General features: G+C 41.6%; 16 protein-coding genes. 11 read left to right on the top strand and 5 right to left on the bottom strand.

Translation table 11 applies throughout. The annotated features are described in order from the left end of the window. The first annotated feature begins 746 nt into the window (after positions 1 to 746). The 5 genes from AB0756_RS16055 to AB0756_RS16035 all read left to right on the top strand — a co-directional run bounded on the left by AB0756_RS16055 (position 747) and on the right by AB0756_RS16035 (position 7400). Positions 747 to 3014, top strand: coding sequence for a glycoside hydrolase family 65 protein (locus AB0756_RS16055; protein WP_038081875.1), 2268 nt, complete (start codon positions 747 to 749; stop codon positions 3012 to 3014). Between the two features lie 36 nt (positions 3015 to 3050). After that, positions 3051 to 3212, top strand: coding sequence for a hypothetical protein (locus AB0756_RS16050; RefSeq protein ID WP_153021509.1), 162 nt, complete (start codon positions 3051 to 3053; stop codon positions 3210 to 3212). Between the two features lie 450 nt (positions 3213 to 3662). Beyond that, positions 3663 to 4451, top strand: coding sequence for an ergothioneine biosynthesis protein EgtC (egtC, locus tag AB0756_RS16045; protein ID WP_038081877.1), 789 nt, complete (start codon positions 3663 to 3665; stop codon positions 4449 to 4451). Continuing rightward, positions 4426 to 5679, top strand: a complete 1254-nt coding sequence (gene egtB, locus AB0756_RS16040) for an ergothioneine biosynthesis protein EgtB (RefSeq protein ID WP_038081923.1) — start codon at positions 4426 to 4428, stop codon at positions 5677 to 5679. The genes egtC and egtB overlap by 26 nt, the downstream gene beginning before the upstream one ends. Before the next feature lie 146 nt (positions 5680 to 5825). Then, a complete protein-coding gene (locus tag AB0756_RS16035; RefSeq protein WP_038081924.1) occupies positions 5826 to 7400 on the top strand; it encodes an MFS transporter in 1575 nt (524 codons plus the stop codon). Between the two features lie 36 nt (positions 7401 to 7436). Here AB0756_RS16035 and AB0756_RS16030 read toward each other — a convergent pair whose 3' ends face one another. Further along, complete coding sequence (locus AB0756_RS16030) at positions 7437 to 8561, bottom strand: RNA-guided endonuclease InsQ/TnpB family protein (protein WP_038081879.1); 1125 nt, start codon at positions 8559 to 8561, stop codon at positions 7437 to 7439. On the opposite strand from AB0756_RS16030, the gene AB0756_RS16025 reads away from it, so the two are divergent. From AB0756_RS16025 to AB0756_RS16015, 3 genes are all read left to right on the top strand, one after another. Beyond that, positions 8560 to 8745 carry a ribbon-helix-helix domain-containing protein gene (locus tag AB0756_RS16025; RefSeq protein ID WP_237265861.1) on the top strand — a complete coding sequence of 62 codons (186 nt, stop codon included), beginning with the start codon at positions 8560 to 8562 and terminating at the stop codon, positions 8743 to 8745. The genes AB0756_RS16030 and AB0756_RS16025 overlap by 2 nt on opposite strands. A gap of 183 nt (positions 8746 to 8928) precedes the next feature. Beyond that, positions 8929 to 9963, top strand: coding sequence for an L-histidine N(alpha)-methyltransferase (gene egtD, locus AB0756_RS16020; protein ID WP_038081880.1), 1035 nt, complete (start codon positions 8929 to 8931; stop codon positions 9961 to 9963). A gap of 219 nt (positions 9964 to 10182) precedes the next feature. Next, entirely contained in the window at positions 10183 to 11190 is a 1008-nt protein-coding gene (locus AB0756_RS16015) for a hypothetical protein (protein ID WP_038081881.1), read from the top strand. Positions 11191 to 11230: 40 nt separating this feature from the next. Here the strand turns inward: AB0756_RS16015 and AB0756_RS16010 are convergent, their stop codons facing one another. Continuing rightward, positions 11231 to 11674 carry a hypothetical protein gene (locus AB0756_RS16010; RefSeq protein ID WP_137986435.1) on the bottom strand — a complete coding sequence of 148 codons (444 nt, stop codon included), beginning with the start codon at positions 11672 to 11674 and terminating at the stop codon, positions 11231 to 11233. 251 nt (positions 11675 to 11925) lie between these two features. Here AB0756_RS16010 and AB0756_RS16005 point away from each other — a divergent pair, with 251 nt between their 5' ends. Beyond that, positions 11926 to 12477 (top strand): response regulator, encoded by a 552-nt coding sequence (locus AB0756_RS16005; RefSeq protein ID WP_063779532.1) that lies wholly within the window; start codon positions 11926 to 11928, stop codon positions 12475 to 12477. A 130-nt stretch (positions 12478 to 12607) separates the two neighbouring features. Here the strand turns inward: AB0756_RS16005 and AB0756_RS16000 are convergent, their stop codons facing one another. Together AB0756_RS16000 and AB0756_RS15995 are read right to left on the bottom strand one after the other, a co-directional pair. Continuing rightward, the gene (locus tag AB0756_RS16000) at positions 12608 to 13216 is read right to left on the bottom strand and encodes a hypothetical protein (RefSeq protein ID WP_038081883.1); all 609 of its coding nucleotides are present in this window, start codon (positions 13214 to 13216) and stop codon (positions 12608 to 12610) included. Positions 13217 to 13374: 158 nt separating this feature from the next. Further along, entirely contained in the window at positions 13375 to 13962 is a 588-nt protein-coding gene (locus tag AB0756_RS15995) for a thylakoid membrane photosystem I accumulation factor (RefSeq protein WP_038081884.1), read from the bottom strand. A gap of 261 nt (positions 13963 to 14223) precedes the next feature. On the opposite strand from AB0756_RS15995, the gene AB0756_RS15990 reads away from it, so the two are divergent. After that, a complete protein-coding gene (locus AB0756_RS15990; protein WP_038081885.1) occupies positions 14224 to 15561 on the top strand; it encodes a Mur ligase family protein in 1338 nt (445 codons plus the stop codon). 103 nt (positions 15562 to 15664) lie between these two features. Beyond that, entirely contained in the window at positions 15665 to 16483 is an 819-nt protein-coding gene (locus AB0756_RS15985; protein WP_038084552.1) for a type 1 glutamine amidotransferase, read from the top strand. A gap of 80 nt (positions 16484 to 16563) precedes the next feature. On the opposite strand, the gene AB0756_RS15980 is transcribed toward AB0756_RS15985, so the two are convergent. After that, complete coding sequence (locus tag AB0756_RS15980) at positions 16564 to 17124, bottom strand: hypothetical protein (protein WP_050046166.1); 561 nt, start codon at positions 17122 to 17124, stop codon at positions 16564 to 16566. Positions 17125 to 17273 lie beyond the last annotated feature (149 nt).

Raw genomic sequence — 17273 nt, 5'->3', positions numbered from 1 at the left:
GAGATGGTCTGGGTTAAAGCTTAAATTAAAAGCTTTTGCACCTTCTGCCCCAGTCGCGAGCGTTCGGCGTTGCTTTCACGTACTCGGGCGGATACTATCACCCGTTCTTTACTGTCTGTCCCTACAGCTATACATTAGATGGCAAGCATACAGGCAAGAAAAAACTCCAAAATTTCGTTCTTGTGGTAGAGGCTTTTAGCTCGTCACATTTAAAAAATGGGAAAATATACCCCTTATTAAAGATAAGGATTGATAGTGAGGCTTTTAGCTCGTCACATTTAAAAAATGGGAAAATATACCCCTTATTAAAGATAAGGATTGATAGTTGGCAAAGTTGAAAAGCTTTACTAACTATCAATAACTAAGCTGTTGTGCCTAAAATTTAAGAGATTTCAGTATTTTTTATATTTAGAGTAAAAATTGTTGTCATTGTACGAATAAATGCTGAAAGGCTTCTAAATCATGCATATAAAGCAGGATTAATTAACAACAATTTGTAAAAAATAAATTAAGAATATGTATAACTAATAAAATTGTATTTCTCTGTTTAGAATTTCTCATCAAAAAAACTTCATAATATCTTTCTATTGAGCACCGAAAGTGGGAACCATACTTTTTCAGAGGGTGTCACTCTCGGTAACTATACAGCAGTCATATAAAGCAAACTGTCTGTAATGAATTGCTATTTGACCCCTAGAACTTTTATTTCAGTCTGTCAACAACAGCACTATAGGTTTTATTAAGTAATGGTTTACCTCTCGAATCAAACTACCCAAAACGAGCAACAGCTCGTTGACTCTGATGGTTGGAACGTTATTGAAACTGAGTTCAACCCCGCTCAACTGCACCACAAAGAAACAGTCTTCACAACTGGGAACGGTTACTTGGGAACGCGGGGTACTTTTGAGGAAGGATATTCCAACGAATTAAGCGCAACATTCATACATGGTATTTATGATGACGTTGCGATCGCGACTACAGAACTGGTGAACTGTCCCAACTGGCTAACCCTAGTTGTGAATGTGGGAGGAGAACGCTTCCGACTCGATGCTGGTGAAATTATGTATTACGAGCGTCGGTTGGATATGCGTTTGGGTATAGTCAATCGTGAAGTGCGGTGGCGTTCCCCAAAAGGTCACACCATAGACTTTCACTTTGAGCGATTTGCCAGTCTTGCAGATCGACACGTTTTAGCTATCAGATGTCAAATCACATCACAAGATTTCGAGGGAGAAGTTTCTGTAGAAATTGAATTCGATCCCAATCCCCACAACCACGGGGTCAAACACTGGAAAACCCTCGATGGAGGAAGTGCGGACAATACAATTTGGCTGCACAGCCAAACCCTCCATTCAAAAATGCAGCTTGGGATCGCCGCTAAGCTTTTAGTAGAAGGGAATTTTGAAGACAAGGGGGACAAGGTAGAATTGTCCTCACACCCTCACACCTCCATCTCCTTCCACTGTTTGCCAAAACAAACAGTGACAGTAGAAAAAATTATCACCGTCTTTACGTCACGGGAAACAGAAACTCCCATGACCACTGCTTTAAATAGATTGGCGGAAGTACCCAGCTATAGCACTTTGTTAGCCGCTCACATTGCTGCTTGGGAGAAAGTGTGGCAAGACAGCGATATTGTTATTGAAGGTGATATCAAAGCTCAAATTGCCGTTCGCTACAATCTCTTCCAGTTAATTGTTGCTGCGCCCCTCCATGACGATCGCGTCAGCATTCCTCCAAAAACACTTTCTGGATTTCCCTATAGCGGTCATATTTTTTGGGACACAGATATTTTTATCCTTCCCTTCATGACTTTGACTCAACCAGCACTGGCGCGGAACTTGCTGACATATCGCCACCACACCATTGAAGGAGCAAGACGCAAGGCAAAAGAAGCCGGATATGCAGGTGCAATGTATGCTTGGGAAAGTGCTGCAACGGGTGATGAAGTCACTCCCCGTTGGGTACCCGGTTTAAACGGTGAGTCCATCCGTATTTGGTGCGGCGATATTGAAGTGCATATCAGCACTGACGTAGCTTATGCTGCTTGGCACTACTGGTTGTACACGGGTGATGATGAATGGATGCGCGATCGCGGTGCTGAAATTATTCTAGATACAGCTAAGTTTTGGGAAAGTCGGGTTGAGTGGAACCCAGAGCGCAATAGTTATGACATTCGTGATGTCATCGGACCTGATGAAAATCACGATCGCGTAGACAATAACGCCTTTACCAATTTGATGGTACAGTGGCATTTACAATCGGCTCTAATGTTGTGGGACTGGTTGTGCCAAGCTTACCCTGACACCTCAGCACAATTGAAAACAAAACTAAATTTGGAAGCAGAAAGGTTTGAAAAGTGGGCGTTGATTGCCAACAAGCTCTACGTTAACCAAGATCCAAATACTGGTTTAATGGAACAATTTGAGGGATTCTTCCAACTAGAAGATGTCAACCTAGCTGAATACGAACCTCGGACAAAATCAATGCAAGGTCTTTTGGGAATTGAAGCCACAAATCAAAAGCAAATTCTCAAGCAGCCAGATGTGTTGATGCTGATGTATTTGTTGCGGGATCGCTACGATCGAAAAACCCTAGAAACCAATTGGAATTACTACAGCCCCCGTACCGATCACAGCTACGGTTCCTCACTAGGTCCCGCCATTCACGCTATTCTCGCTTGCGACATCAACCAAACAACGGAAGCTTACAGTCATTTTATGCGAGCCGCGTTAGTTGATTTAGAAGATGTACGCTGTAACGCAGCCGAAGGAGTTCATGCTGCTAGTGCGGGTGGAGTTTGGCAAGCAGTCGTTTTTGGGTTTGGAGGAGTCCGCATGACTCAGTTTGGTCCTATTGCGTGTCCCAATCTTCCCCAAGGTTGGACTCGCCTTAAGTTCCGCTTGAACTGGCGCAATGAATGGTACGAGTTTGATTTGACTGGTAATCATACGGTTGAGAAGAAAACAGAACAAGAAGAACAAGAAATGGTCTTTGTTGAGGCTGTAGCTTAACAACTCAATCAGTTACTGACCCTTTAGGAACAGGGAGTGTCAAGGCGAGAGAATGTGGATAGCACTGCTCGTTCAGTACTGTTTCGTTCTCAGCCAGAGGCGAACACAGTCAGTAAGGCTCTGCCTCACTATACCTACGGTGGTGTACAGATCTCTAGAAAAGAGATAAAACATCGTGAAAAGGAAGAATTGGAATGAATTTCCCCCCTTTTTTAAGGGGGGTGAGGGGGGATCGAAACCGCAATGAATGCACTATATAAGACTTGTGTACACCACCGTAGCTCACTATACAGTGAGGCAGAGCCCAATACTGCTTGGGTTTTAAAAATTTTCGAGTGAGACAAGCAGCTTTGTGCAGCTGACAAGCCCAACTTGTTCATCATCAAAGACCCATGTTTGATGATGTCGATAAGGAAAAATGACCGCGATTGAATTAGCCATAAGCTGTATTTAAACTTCTGAGCATTTTGAACAAATTTAAAGTAACGTTGATATAATGTTAATTTATATTAAGTTTTTTCATAAAATTTTTTTATTATGCAATAAAAGCAAGCTCCAGGGCAAATTGCACTGTAAATTTATTGGAAATTCAGGAAATTCTCAGCAAATCAACTTAATTTCAAATTGTGGAGAACAAATTCCCCGCTTATGTGCCGATTACTTGCTTATCTTGGTTCCCCCACTTCTCTCGAACCTCTCTTATATCAACCCGACCATTCACTCATAGTTCAAAGCTATAAACCACGTGAAATGCTTTCAGGAGTGGTAAACGCTGATGGTTTTGGTGTTGGTTGGTATCATTCTTATCAAGAGACAGAACCATTTATCTACAAAAATACACTCCCCATTTGGAATGATATTAATCTACCAAGCCTCAGTCGTTATGTAGAGTCGGGATGTGCGATCGCCTATGTCCGCAGTGCTACCCCCGGTCAAGCTTTAGATTTTAGCAACTCTCAGCCATTCCAGTATCAGAATCTGTTATTTATACACAATGGTAGAATTGACAAATTCCGGCAAACTCTCTACAGACCCATACGCAATCAATTAAGTGATGAAGTTTATAAATGGATTGGTGGAAATACAGACTCAGAACATATTTTTGCTTTAGTGCTCAACCAGTGGTTAGCTAATCCAGGGAAAAGTTTGGAGCAAGCTTTACACGCAACATTGCTCCACCTTGCAGAGTTAGCACAAAGCCATCAAACCTATGTCCTTGCCAATATCGTTATCAGTGATGGAAAACGTCTCATAGCTTCTCGCTTTGGGACGAAATCACCTGCGCCATCTCTTTACTGGTTGTGTAACGATCCAACTTTTCCCAACTCTACGATTGTTGCATCCGAACCACTATTTACTGGTAACTGGATTCCTTTTGAAGAAAATAGCATCCTCAGTTTTGGAGAAAATTGTGATATCAGAATTGAGCAAATCTAATTTAAAAGAAACCATTTGTAGTGCATACCATCAATGTCGCACTAAAACCCTCACTCTATTTGAAGAAATTGATGAAGTTAGCTTTTGTCAGCAAGCTCATGCTGACTTTAGCCCTGTTGGTTGGCATTTAGGGCATATAGCTTACACCGAGTCCTTATGGTTGTTAGAACGCACTGCAGGTTTTCCGTGCTTGTTTCCACAGTACCGAAAGTTGTTTGCTGCTGATGGCTTACCAAAAACAGAGCGAGTCAAATTACCCAGCTTGGAAGAAACTCGTTATTACTTAAATGTTGTTAGAGACAAAGTTTTACACTATTTGGAAGTAGCCCATTTAGAAAAACAAGATCGTCTTTGGCGTTTCATACTGCAACACGAAAGTCAACACTGCGAAATTGCTACCTTCTTGTTAGAAATCCTGAAGAGGGATAAGGGGGAGAAGGTGACACGGGGACAAGGTAAAATTTTTTCTCCCAACCCCCTCCTCTCCCCTGACACGATTGAGATTCCTGCAGGCGAGTTTGAGATGGGAAACAATTCAGTGGATGCGTTAGATAACGAACGTTCGGCGCATCGGGTGTACCTAGATACATATTGGATCGATCGCTATCCGGTAACTTGCGGCCAGTATAAAGTATTTATGGAGGCAGGCGGTTATCGGAATCCACAATGGTGGTCAAAAGCGGGTTGGGAATGGCTGCAAACAGCGCAAGTGACACAACCACTTTACTGGTCTAGCAATCGCGATCGGGAAAAACACCCTGTTTGTGGTGTCAGTTGGTACGAAGCAGAAGCTTATGCACGGTTTGTAGGGAAACGATTGCCTACAGAGGCGGAGTGGGAAAAAGCAGCTAGTTGGGATGCTCAATTGAAGCGTCGTCTATTATACTCTTGGGGAAACCAAGAACCCACGCGACAGGTTTGCAATCATAACAATTTCAACAAAGGAACAACCCCTGTCGATGCCTTTCCTAACGGACAGAGTGCATACGGTTTGTACGATACTCTAGGCAATGTTTGGGAATGGACAGCGACTTGGTTTGATAGTTACCCCGGTTTCCAAAGTTACCCCTATATAGGGTATTCTCAAGTTTATTTTGACCAACAGCATCGTGTTTTAAAAGGTGGTAGTTGGGCAACACGTCCTTGGGCATTGCGCTGTAGTTTTCGTAACTGGTATCATCCTCACGTGCGCCAAATCCTGGCAGGATTTCGCTGTGCTCGCGTGTAAGAAGCGCTAGGGCGGGGCAGCTGTGCAGAGCGTCAATCAAATATTGGGTGCATATAATAGGAAATGCGATCGCAATGGGACTTTGCTCCTCAAACATCCCATAGGTTAAAATTTCTGTGATTTTCGCTACACAAAGACAAGCAATCATGGTCGAAGCAAAGCTGGTTCAGCAGGAAAATGCACTAAGTCCCGTACAAAATAAAGTTGGGCATTGGGTGCTACTATCAACAATTCTTGCCTCAAGCATGGCTTTTATCGACGCTTCCGCCCTAAACGTCGCCCTCCCCGCTTTACAGAGCAATCTTGGAGCAACTGGTGTAGAACTGCTGTGGATTGTCAACGCCTACCTACTCATGCTCGCTGCTCTCATTTTAGTGGGCGGTTCGCTTGGCGATAAACTGGGGCGAAAAAAGGTGTTTGCAATTGGCATTTGCCTGTTTATTCTGGCTTCACTGGCTTGTGGTTTCGCCCCAACTACCAAATTTTTGATTGCAGCACGTATCTTGCAAGGTATTGGAGGTGCAATGATGATTCCCGGTAGTCTGGCTATCATCACCGCCTATTTTGAACCGGAACATCGTGGTGGAGCGATCGGAACGTGGTCGGCTGCAACTACAATTGTGACAGTTGCCGGACCTGTACTGGGGGGCTTGCTATCAGAGGCTGGATTTTGGCGTGGGGTCTTCCTAATCAACCTACCTATAGGAATCACAACGTTAATCATCCTCTACTTAAAAGTTCCAGAAAGCCGGAACGAAGAAGCTTCTGTAAAAATAGATTACCTGGGCGCAATTCTTGCAACCCTTGGATTGGCAGGTTTGACATACGGTTTTATTTCCCTACACGATTTTGGCATTCACGATCCCCGCATTTATGGAACACTAAGTGGTGGGGCGATCGCGCTATTGGCTTATATCTCAGTCGAAGCACGTTCTGCCCATCCAATGATGCCTTTGTACCTTTTTAAGTCACGTACCTTTAGTGGGACTAATTTGTTAACTTTATTTCTTTATGGAGCATTGAGTGTCGGTACTTTCTTCTTGTGTCTCAACTTAGTCCAAGCACAGGGTTACAGCCAGTCAATTGCTGGATTGGCAGATATGCCATTTGCCTTACTCTTAAGTGGATTGTCTCCTTGGGCTGGTCAGTTGGCAGATCGTTACGGTCCCCGCATACCACTGATTGTTGGTCCTTTTCTTGCTGGGCTTGGGTTTCTGTTGATGGCTTTTGTGGGGTTGACACGCGGAGCTTCCGAATATTGGACAACATTCTTTCCGGGAATTGTCGTCTTTGGCTTGGGTATGGCAATTACAGTGGCTCCGTTGACGACTGCTGTGATGGGTTCAGTGGGAACAGAGTATGCGGGAACTGCATCGGGAATTAATAACGCAGTCTCGCGAACGGCTGGGGTGCTGGCTATCGCAATAGTTGGTTCGCTAGCGCTGTCTACCTATTCGCTTTCGTTACAAGAGCATACAACCTGTATTCACTTATCCAATGCTGCACGGCTTCTACTACAATCTCAAGCCAGACAACTCGGTCAGATAGCACCAATTGTCGGGGTTGCACCGGAAAATGTGGATGCTGTGGAAACAGCTGTCAAATTGGCTTTCGTTGATACTTTTAGATTGGTAATGATAATTTGTACCGGATTGGCTTGGTTGAGTGCAATAATGGCAGCACTCTTGGTTGAGAATCCTCGCAAGCAACTACATGGTTGACATACTCCCCAGCCTAAAGGCGTGGGGATTCTAGGCTCAGACAGCGATTGCAGGCACAGCCCGTCTTACATCACCTAACCCAACAGTTGATGCCCCAACTGCACAAATATTTTTAGCTGCATTTTCGTCCCTCCCATTCACTAACTGACAGGACGGACAGCGCCACTCTCTGACGGACAAATCCAGCTTTTCTAGAACGTGTCCACAACTAGAACAAGTTTTAGTAGACGGATACCATCGATCTATAAATATGACAGAATTGCCTTTCTTTTTGGCAATCCACTCTAAAATTTGTAGAAATTCTCCAAAAGCTAGGTCTGATATTTTCCGCCCCCAAAGACGTTGCATTCCTTTGAGATTGAGCGTTTCAAAACACAACACATCAAACCTATTAGTTAGACTGTGAGCTAGTTGCCAAAACCAATCGCGTCTAGCGTTTAAAACATCCTCGTACTTGCGTACCAGATTTTTTCTGGCCCTTTCTCGGTTGGATGAGCCTTTTAGTTTTTTGGAATGCTGTTTGCTAGCTTTTTTAATTGTGCTGAGAGACTGTTTGAGAAATTGAGGAGATTCAATACTCGAACCATCAGAGCAAGTGAGAAACGTCTTTAAGCCAAAATCAAATCCCGCTATTCTACCAGTCGTGAATTTGATTTCTGGTTCAACTACACCGTCAACTACAACCACCATAAACAATTCACCCAAAGGTGTGCGCTTGATGGTTAGTGTTTTGACCGTTCCCTCCCAACTTCTAGACTTCCAAAATTGATAAACTCGATTTCCAATCTTGACTCTATTGCCACCTAAAAACTTGTACCCTGCTTGCTTTAGGGTGAACGATTTGTATTTCTTGACTTTCTTGAATCCCGGTGGACGAACCCCCTTCTTGTTGTGCTTAAAAAACAATTGGTATGCCTTCTCAATGCGCTGACAGATATCCTGTACTGCCTGAGAGCCTACCGACTGCCAAAACTCACTACGTTTCCGCAACTTGGCAATGTGTGATTGAAGTTTCGTGCAACTCAAGTGTTTACCCCACATACGATAGTATCGTTTGTGCAAGGCAATGCAATGATTGTAAATTACCCCAGAAGCGTTAATCATCCGCTTGAGGTACTTATTGCGCTTGTGTTCGTACAACTTAAACTTCAATGTTTTCATGCTACTATTATACCACCATCGACGGCAATATGACGGCATGAAAAAATTAACAGTGCGGTGTTCAGACGAAGAGTACGAGATACTAGTAGCGCATTGCAAAGAAACAAATCGCACTCAAAGCGATGTGATTCGCGAGTTAATTCGGAAATTGAAGAAAAGCCGTCCTAGAAGGACGGGGCTTTAAACCCAGATTTTTGGTAAAGTAAAAATTTTTTCTAGAATACCAGTCATTGTGTATAAGCGATCGCAGTTTCTTTATCCTACCATTAAATAGAAAAGGCAGCCTTTCTGCTTAAATTTTTGTAAAGACCACTCTCAACGCGAATTCAAGTTGAGAGTTCCAACCGCCCAAGTCAACGGAGGATAAATGACTACATCTCAGGCTGTCGGTAGCAAAGAGACTTCCCAAAATTCTCACGAAGAACGCTTGCAAATACAGCGTTTGCAGGAACAAACTTTGGTTATTTCTTCTAATGTAGGAAGTGATGTTGTCAAGGGATTAACTCAAAGAACTAAATCCTTACCCCCTCGTTACTTCTATGATGACCGAGGCTCTGAGCTATTTGAGCAAATTTGTGAATTACCAGAATATTACGTAACGCGAACAGAAACAGCAATTTTACAAGAATGCGCTGGTGAAATTGCTCAAATAACGGGTTCTTGTGAATTGGTAGAACTTGGCAGTGGTAGTTCTACCAAAACCCGTATTCTACTGGATGCCTATTATCAAGCTGGTTATAATTTGCACTACGTCCCAATTGATGTCAGCGCTGGAATGTTGGAAAGTACTGCCCTACAACTACTAGCAGAGTACCCCACACTGAAAATTCAAGCCCTAGCTGGAACCTATGAATTAGCGTTGGCACAGCTTGAACCCACCAAATTACCTACCAGAACAATCTGTTTTATCGGTAGTACGTTGGGTAATTTAAATTCTCAAGAATGCGATGAGTTTTTTAATCAAATCATTAATGCTTTACAAGAAGGAGAATATTTCCTCCTTGGTATAGATTTGCAAAAACCAAAACATTTGTTAGAAGCTGCTTATAACGATCGCCAAGGAGTCACCGCAGCATTTAACCTAAATATGCTGGCACATCTCAATCGGCTGTATCAAGGAAATTTTGACATAACACAATTTGAACATTGGGCTTTTTACAATGAAACGCAAAATCAGATAGAAATGCATTTACGCAGTTTGCGATCGCAAACCATTGAACTACAAGCTTTAAACCTCACAGTTTCTTTTGACCAAGACGAAACCATTCTCACTGAAATTTCTCGCAAATTCGACCTCAATAATATTCAGCAAGAATTGAAAGCAAAAGGTTTAGTCCCGCAAAAGGTATGGACTGATAAAAATCAGTGGTTTGGATTGATATTGTGTCAAAAGAATTGGTAATACCACTGGGAGTGAATCTGTCCGCGTTTCCATACTCTTGTTGACCTCGTTCCCAGGCTCCGCCTGGGAATGCCTGCTTAGAGGCTCCGCCTCCTGTATTGAATGTACGGGCGAATGGAATTCGCAGCTACACAGGCAAAACCCGCCTTCGCGGGTTCTCATCTCGATCCGGTGGCTCCGCCTCCTGCACTCAGATAGAAAACAATCCAAAAGTCAAGCATGACAATTCCATCTGAAAATGTTCGCACACTTCAACAAGAAGCCATTGACGAAAACACATCACGCGATCGCCTGCAAGAACTCGCTGCCTGTAATCTTGAATTAGCACAACTTGTAGCTAGCAATTCAAATGCTCCTGCAGAATTACTCGCAAAAATAGCAACGAGTAGCGATATAACGATTTGTCGCCATGTCACAGCTAATCCTAATACGCCAACAGAAATATTATTGGAATTAGGAAAAAAGTTTCCCAAAGAGCTGCTCAACAACCCTGTCTTTTCTCTGCTAATGCTTGAAATTCCTAATTTCCTTAATAATATGCCTGTAGAAACTCTAGCAAGTCTGCTTAACTATCATATCAGTAGCACAACTTTTATTCCTGAGGATTGGCTTGAGCAATTGGTGAACCATCAAAGCTCCTTCACCCGTGCCAGAATTGCCGAACAGCCTAACCTTTCTCTTCATCTTTTAGAAAAGTTAGCCCTACAAAGCAACTTAGTAGTTCATATGAGTGTTGCCGAAAACCCCAACATTTCTGTTTCTCTTTTAGAAAAGTGGGCATTAGACGACAATTGGGAACTGCGTGCCAGTGCTGCTTACAGTTCCAAAACTCCTCCACACCTATTGGAAAAGTTAGCACAAGATGATGATATCAATGTCACGATCGCTGTTGCCACAAATCAAAATACACCATTACATTGTGCCAAACTGGCGGTGTCAAGATGCGATCCAACGAGCCGTTACAAAATTGCTTGTATGCCGAGAACCCCTATTCCTATATTGGAATATTTAGCAGAAGATAAGGCTGAAAAAGCTCGTGAAGGTGTTGCTTGGAACCGAAATACTCCAGTCTATCTTTTTGAAAAGCTAGCACAAGATGACAATTGGTCTGTTCGCTATGCAGTTGCCCGTAATCCCAGCGCTCCTGTTCGCGTGCTGCAAAAGTTAATGCTTGATAAAGATGCTTCCGTTCGTCAAAGTGCTGAAACTACCCTAACATCTGGTTAAGAAATACTGATTTTTTAAAGATAATGACCTTAGTTAAATACTACATAAATTCCTGAGTAGCATGTTCAAATACAAATGCTCCAGGAAGCTCGCTTAACTGCTCAACAACTAAAATGTAATCGTTGAAATGAGCCATACTTGGGTCTGAATCAGAACTAATTTCAAAACGGGACTTACAAGTAGCAATGACTGCTCGATCGGGATGGTTGTGAGCAAAAGTACTTGCTATTTCCTGTGATTCTTTGAGAACCTCCGGTTCGGAGTTTAAATAAATGTATAACGACCAATTATCAAAGGTGACTGCTAATCTATTCTCAAAGAATAGGGTACTTACTGAGCGCTCCGCAAGTTTATGAGTGAAGAAGCGCACAAGTTTCATCTCAGCATCTTGAAGCGATCGGCGATCGCCAAGTGCTAGGAGAACAGAAGCTTTATAGAACACAATATTTCTTTCTCTCAATCTTAATTGAGATGGTTTTACCACATCAAATTTAGAATTATTGCAAAATATTAATAAATTTTAAAATTTATTAATATTTATTTTTCTCATTCTGCTGGTAGATAACTTTAACTATAGTTATAGAGTTTAATCAGAATTACTCAGACTAGCGAATGAAATTGTATTGATTGTACTGAAAGTAATCCTTGTAATTGCAGTATGTTTTTGTCAAACAACCTACTAAAGCTTACTATGGCTTTACTTGCTAATCAAACTATATAGAAGTGTTTAGGCGTATGGAGAACGTACAAGTCCTAGACGGTTTGAGAGTATTGGCAGTAGATGACAATGCCGATACTCTAGACTTGCTCAAATTCACTTTTGAAGAATTTAATGCACAAGTCACAACAGCAACGTCAGTGAGTGTTGCTTTAGAAGAAGTTGAGCGTTACAAACCAAATATTCTAATTAGCGATCTTGCTATGCCTGTTGAAGATGGCTATTCACTTATTCGTAAAGTGAGAAGTTTAACTAAACCAACAAGACAAATTCCAGCGATAGCTTTAACAGCAATGGCAACTGAAGAATCGCGTACACTTGCTCTCAATGCTGGGTTTAATTCCCACATAGTCAAACCTTTCGATCCCGAAGAGTTAATTGCAGTTACTTCCAATCTTGCTCTAGTTGCTTTGTATGATACCTGTCCGGCTTGTGGCATAACAAAATTATCGTTCATTGAGTACGAGTCAAAGAACAAAATTTGGTTTCAATGCCCCAGTTGTAAGTGGAACAGGTTTTATAAACTGAATACAGTTAAAGATGCTGGATTTGTGAATCCCTATCATTAATTGCACTTAGTTATGCAATCTTGACCAAAACCTCAACTTACAAGCAAAGCTTGTTGTTTTAGTTTTGGCATAATACCACGCATCACCTCCGATTCGCTCGATCGCTTCACGGACTTTTGTGCTTCTACAATTAACCAATGGGAAGATTTCCCGAATTAACCGCATGAATGTACTCGCTACCTGAAGTGGGAAATCCTCGCTTATAAGAAGCTTCTTCTGGCTTACCCCATCCTAGTTGTAAAATTATTTCCAAAAAATTAGAATTTTCCCACTTCCATAGACTTGCCCATTCTGTTCTTTGAGTCATTCTATCTACGTCAGATATCATTATTTGTCTGTATTCTTTACTATTATTAATGCTTAAGTACAAATCCAAGCCTAAAGAAACATTTCTCCAAAACTCTAATACAGAATTCTTTGCAGCTTTTAGAATTTCGATATCATTGGGTAAAGCTATAAGCTGTGCATCGACTTCTGGATAGCGTAATGTCTTTTCTCGAATAGTTATTTCACGCCACACAATACCTGAAACTTGATGTTCTCTTTGGTATTCGTGGATAGCGGCTTTGAAATCTTGATAAGCAGTAAACTTTTGCAATCCGTCTGTTTTGATAAATTGGTCTATAAGAGGATTACCGGAGACGGTGACTGCTAACTTTAGACGCTTTCCTTCGAGACAAGCTTGGCGTTCGGAACGCAGAATTTGGATGAGATCTTCTGTAGTGTAAACCTTTGACATATAAATTATGAATTATGAATTATGAATTATGAATTGAAGGTTTCATCATTCAGCATTCATCACTTAGGATTCTCTTATATATTATCCCTGAACTCATATTTTTAGATGTATTTAATATTACTAAAAGATAGGGCAGACTATTTTGCCTGCCCCAAAAGTCATTGACTGGTTAGCTCGCTGTTTAACTCATTAAAGGAGCGTCTCTTTAATTGCACTGATTCGGAACGAGGTAATAAATCAAACACAACCCTAAATTTGTCATCTATTTCTTCATAAGGGACTTGACCCTTCTTGTTAAGAAGGACTTGACCCGAGCGATCGAAGACCACGACTTGAGGAACACCTCCAGAATAGTAATAACCTGCTTCTGTAGGGTCATAAGTTGCTTTAATTGGTAAGGCGTCCACATTGACAGGGATGATCTCTGTTACCCGACCGTAAAATTCCTGTACTCTTGAAACAATTAGGGCATATTGCTTGCAATCACTGCTGTCCTCTACGTAGAAAAATAGCAGGGCAGGTTTATGCTCTGATATAGCTTGGGAGAGTGTTGCTTTAGGGGGAACTAATGAGCCGTTACCGGCATAAACCACAAAAATGTTGCCATCGTATCTGTCGTCTTTTAGACCTGCAAATGCCGATTGTGTATGAATAAATAACAAGCAGGAAAGGAGTAAGAACACTGACAAAACCCGCCGCCAGTCTGGAATGAGATTGTGTAAAAATTGCCACTTGATGCCATTCATTCAAAAGAACCTTTTTATGTTTGTTTTTCCTAAGTTTGTGCTGAATATCGCAAACTGGGGTGGAATTATAATGACACCTGCCACCAAGTTTTAGGATAACGTCTTTTGGGGATTGGGGAATGGTCAAGACAAGGAAGAAGGGAACAGACATGGTAGACGAGGGAGAAAATTCTACTTTGTCTCCCTCGTCTCCCACTCCCTACTCCCTACTCCCCCTCATGGGTTATAAGTTATTAACTGCCAAAAAATTAGGATACTGATGTGGGAAACAAAATTCAACTTATAGATAGACTGCGGCTGGGTTTGGCTGTCTCAGTTGCAAAAAGTGTAACGTTTGTGGTGCGATCGCTGCGACTGGGTGCGGCGAGTGTTTTACCGGGTTCCATCGCCCGTCGCATTGAACCGCGCCTCTTGCAATTATTGAGCAAGCAAGTAAAAAATGGAGTGATTCTCATTGCTGGAACCAACGGCAAAACTACGACATCGCTGCTTCTACGCACAATACTGGAACGCAAAGGATATCGAGTTGCTCATAACTCCACAGGCGCTAATTTGGAAAATGGTCTGATGACTGCGATGTTGGAATCTACCAACATAGTAGGTGAATTGGACGTTGATTACGCAATATTAGAAGTAGACGAGAATATCATACCGAAGGTGTTAGCACCGATTCAGCCTCGGATCGTTCTTTGCTTGAATCTATTTCGCGACCAATTGGATAGATATGGGGAAGTCGATGTCATTAGCAAGCGCTGGACAAAAGTGATTTCTACCTTACCGCGAGAAACAGTCGTTATTCCCAACGCTGACGATCCCACACTATCGCTTCTCGGTCAGCAATTACCCCAAAAAGTGTTATTCTTTGGCTTGAATGAACCGGAGAATTATTTAGAAGAAATCCCTCACGCTGTCGATTCCATCTTTTGTCCTAGCTGCGGACATTCCCTCAACTACAAAGGAGTGTATCTGTCGCACTTAGGAGATTTTCTCTGTCCCAAATGCGGTTTTCAAAGAAGCCAACCGAAACTAAATAGTAATGAATGGTCGCAAATTCTTGTTGGTTTGTACAACAAATACAATACATTAGCTGCTGCTACTGCTGCCATTGAATTAGGTGTAGATGAGGCAACTATTCGCGATACAATTAATAACTTTCAAGCTGCATTTGGTCGTGCAGAAGAATTAGAAATTAACGGGAAGCGAGTCCGAATTCTACTATCAAAAAATCCTGTAGGAACAAATGAAACAATTCGAGTAGTGACTCAAAGCAGTGACAAAACAACATTGCTTGTCTTAAACGATCGAATACCAGATGGAACAGATGTGTCTTGGATTTGGGATGTCGATACAGAAAAATTAGTAGAGCGAGGAGGGACTTTAGTTGTCAGTGGCGATCGCGTTTACGATATGGCACTGCGCCTCCGCTATAGCGAAAAGACACCTGAAAGCCATTTTAAACTGATAGTAGAAGAAGATTTGCGCCAAGCGATCGCAACCGCACTGGAAAACACTCCAGATAATGAAACATTACACATCCTCCCCACCTATTCCGCCATGCTAGAAGTGAGAGAAGTTCTAACTGGCAGAAAAATATTATAAATATGCTAATAGCTAATAGCTAACAGCTAATAGTGTTTTGACCATTAGCAATTAGCAATTAGCAATTAGCAATTAGCAATTAGCAATTAACCAAAGGAATTTTATGAATAATCAACAATATGAATTAACAATTGGTTGGCTTTATCCAAAACTGATGAGTACTTACGGCGATCGCGGTAATGTTATTTGTATAGAACGCCGGAGTCAGTGGCGGGGGTATAGTGTCCGCGTATTACCTCTCGATCAAAGTTCTACTGCAGAGGATATTCGTTCGGTGGATGTTATTGTGGGTGGTGGCGCACAGGATCGTCAACAAGAAATTGTCATGCGCGATTTACAAGGTGCGAAAGCAGAAGCTATGCGGGAGAAAATAGAAAATGGGACTCCTGGAGTGTTTACTTGTGGTTCGCCCCAGTTGTTGGGACATTATTATGAACCTGGGTTTGGACAACGAATTGAAGGCTTGGGCATATTAGATATGGTGTCCGTACATCCAGGCGAAAATGTGCGGCGTTGTATCGGTAATTTGGTTATAGAAGTCAGTGCAACTCGTTTAGCACGGGACTTGGAGGAGATGACGGGTAGCAAGCCCTATTTGATTGGTTTTGAAAATCATGGGGGACGCACCAAGCTAGGAAAAGTGGAAGCCCTCGGGCGTGTTGTTTGTGGATTGGGTAACAACGGTGAAGATGGAACAGAAGGGGCTTTTTATCAGAATGCGATCGCAACTTATTCCCACGGTCCTTTGTTACCAAAAAATCCCTTTGTTGCTGATTGGCTGATTCAAACTGCATTGCGGTTGAAGTATCAACAGCCCATTACCCTGTCACCTCTAGATGATACCTTAGCTATGCAAGCGAGGGAGGCGATGTTTAAGCGGTTAAAGGTAAATCCGCCAACTGTCGCTGCTGCTAGAGTTTAAATCTCTTTCTTGTAAAGCGGGCTGAAAAGCCCGCTTGAAGTATGATGGTAACTCTATACTCTTTCTTATTCAAACGGTTGTTAAACATTTAATTTTTCTTTTAAAATTTCTCGAAGTATACACTCGGCTCTTACTATAAAGTCTTCTTTAATCTCCCGTCTCTTTGGCTTACCTATCTTGTTACTTAAGGTAGATACAAGAGCGTAACTTGTTACGTAATTAGCCAATTCTTTACTAAATTGACCTGTTTTGACTTGTACATCATCATCTCCAAATAATGTAATGGCAATAGGTGAGATAATGTTTTGAATACCAATAGCTATGGAATTTTTTATAGCAGGTAGATTGAGAGATTTGTGTAAAATTGGTGATTTTCTCCAACTATCCTCAAGCCAAAAATCTTCAAGGTCTTCAATTTTTGTTAATTTAAATATTTTATGATGATATTTATAATACTCATAAAATATTTTAGCAAATTCAATATTAATTACTTGATTGATTTCTATTTTGAAATTAGGGGAAATGTTTTCCCATATATTAAATAAATGCCAGAAAACAATTGTATAAGAATCTAAAACTAGCTCGTACTCTATTTGAGTTTCATTTACATCTAACTTGGATAAAAAATCAAGCTTTTTCATTAATGTACTTCTTGTATGATGTCTGTTCATCAGACTTCTTGCATAAGTTTTTTTTCCACGCAAAGCTGCAACAAGTCAGAAAAAAATTAACTTTTTTAAGAAATCCATTGAAATTAATATACAAAATTGTCCTTAAGCTCGACTATGGG

The sequence above is a fragment of the Tolypothrix campylonemoides VB511288_2 genome (assembly GCF_045999855.1).
GTDB lineage: Bacteria > Cyanobacteriota > Cyanobacteriia > Cyanobacteriales > Nostocaceae > Scytonema > Scytonema bouteillei_A.
Note: the sequence above shows the minus strand (reverse complement) of the source record. Positions and strands in the feature narration are given on the sequence as shown.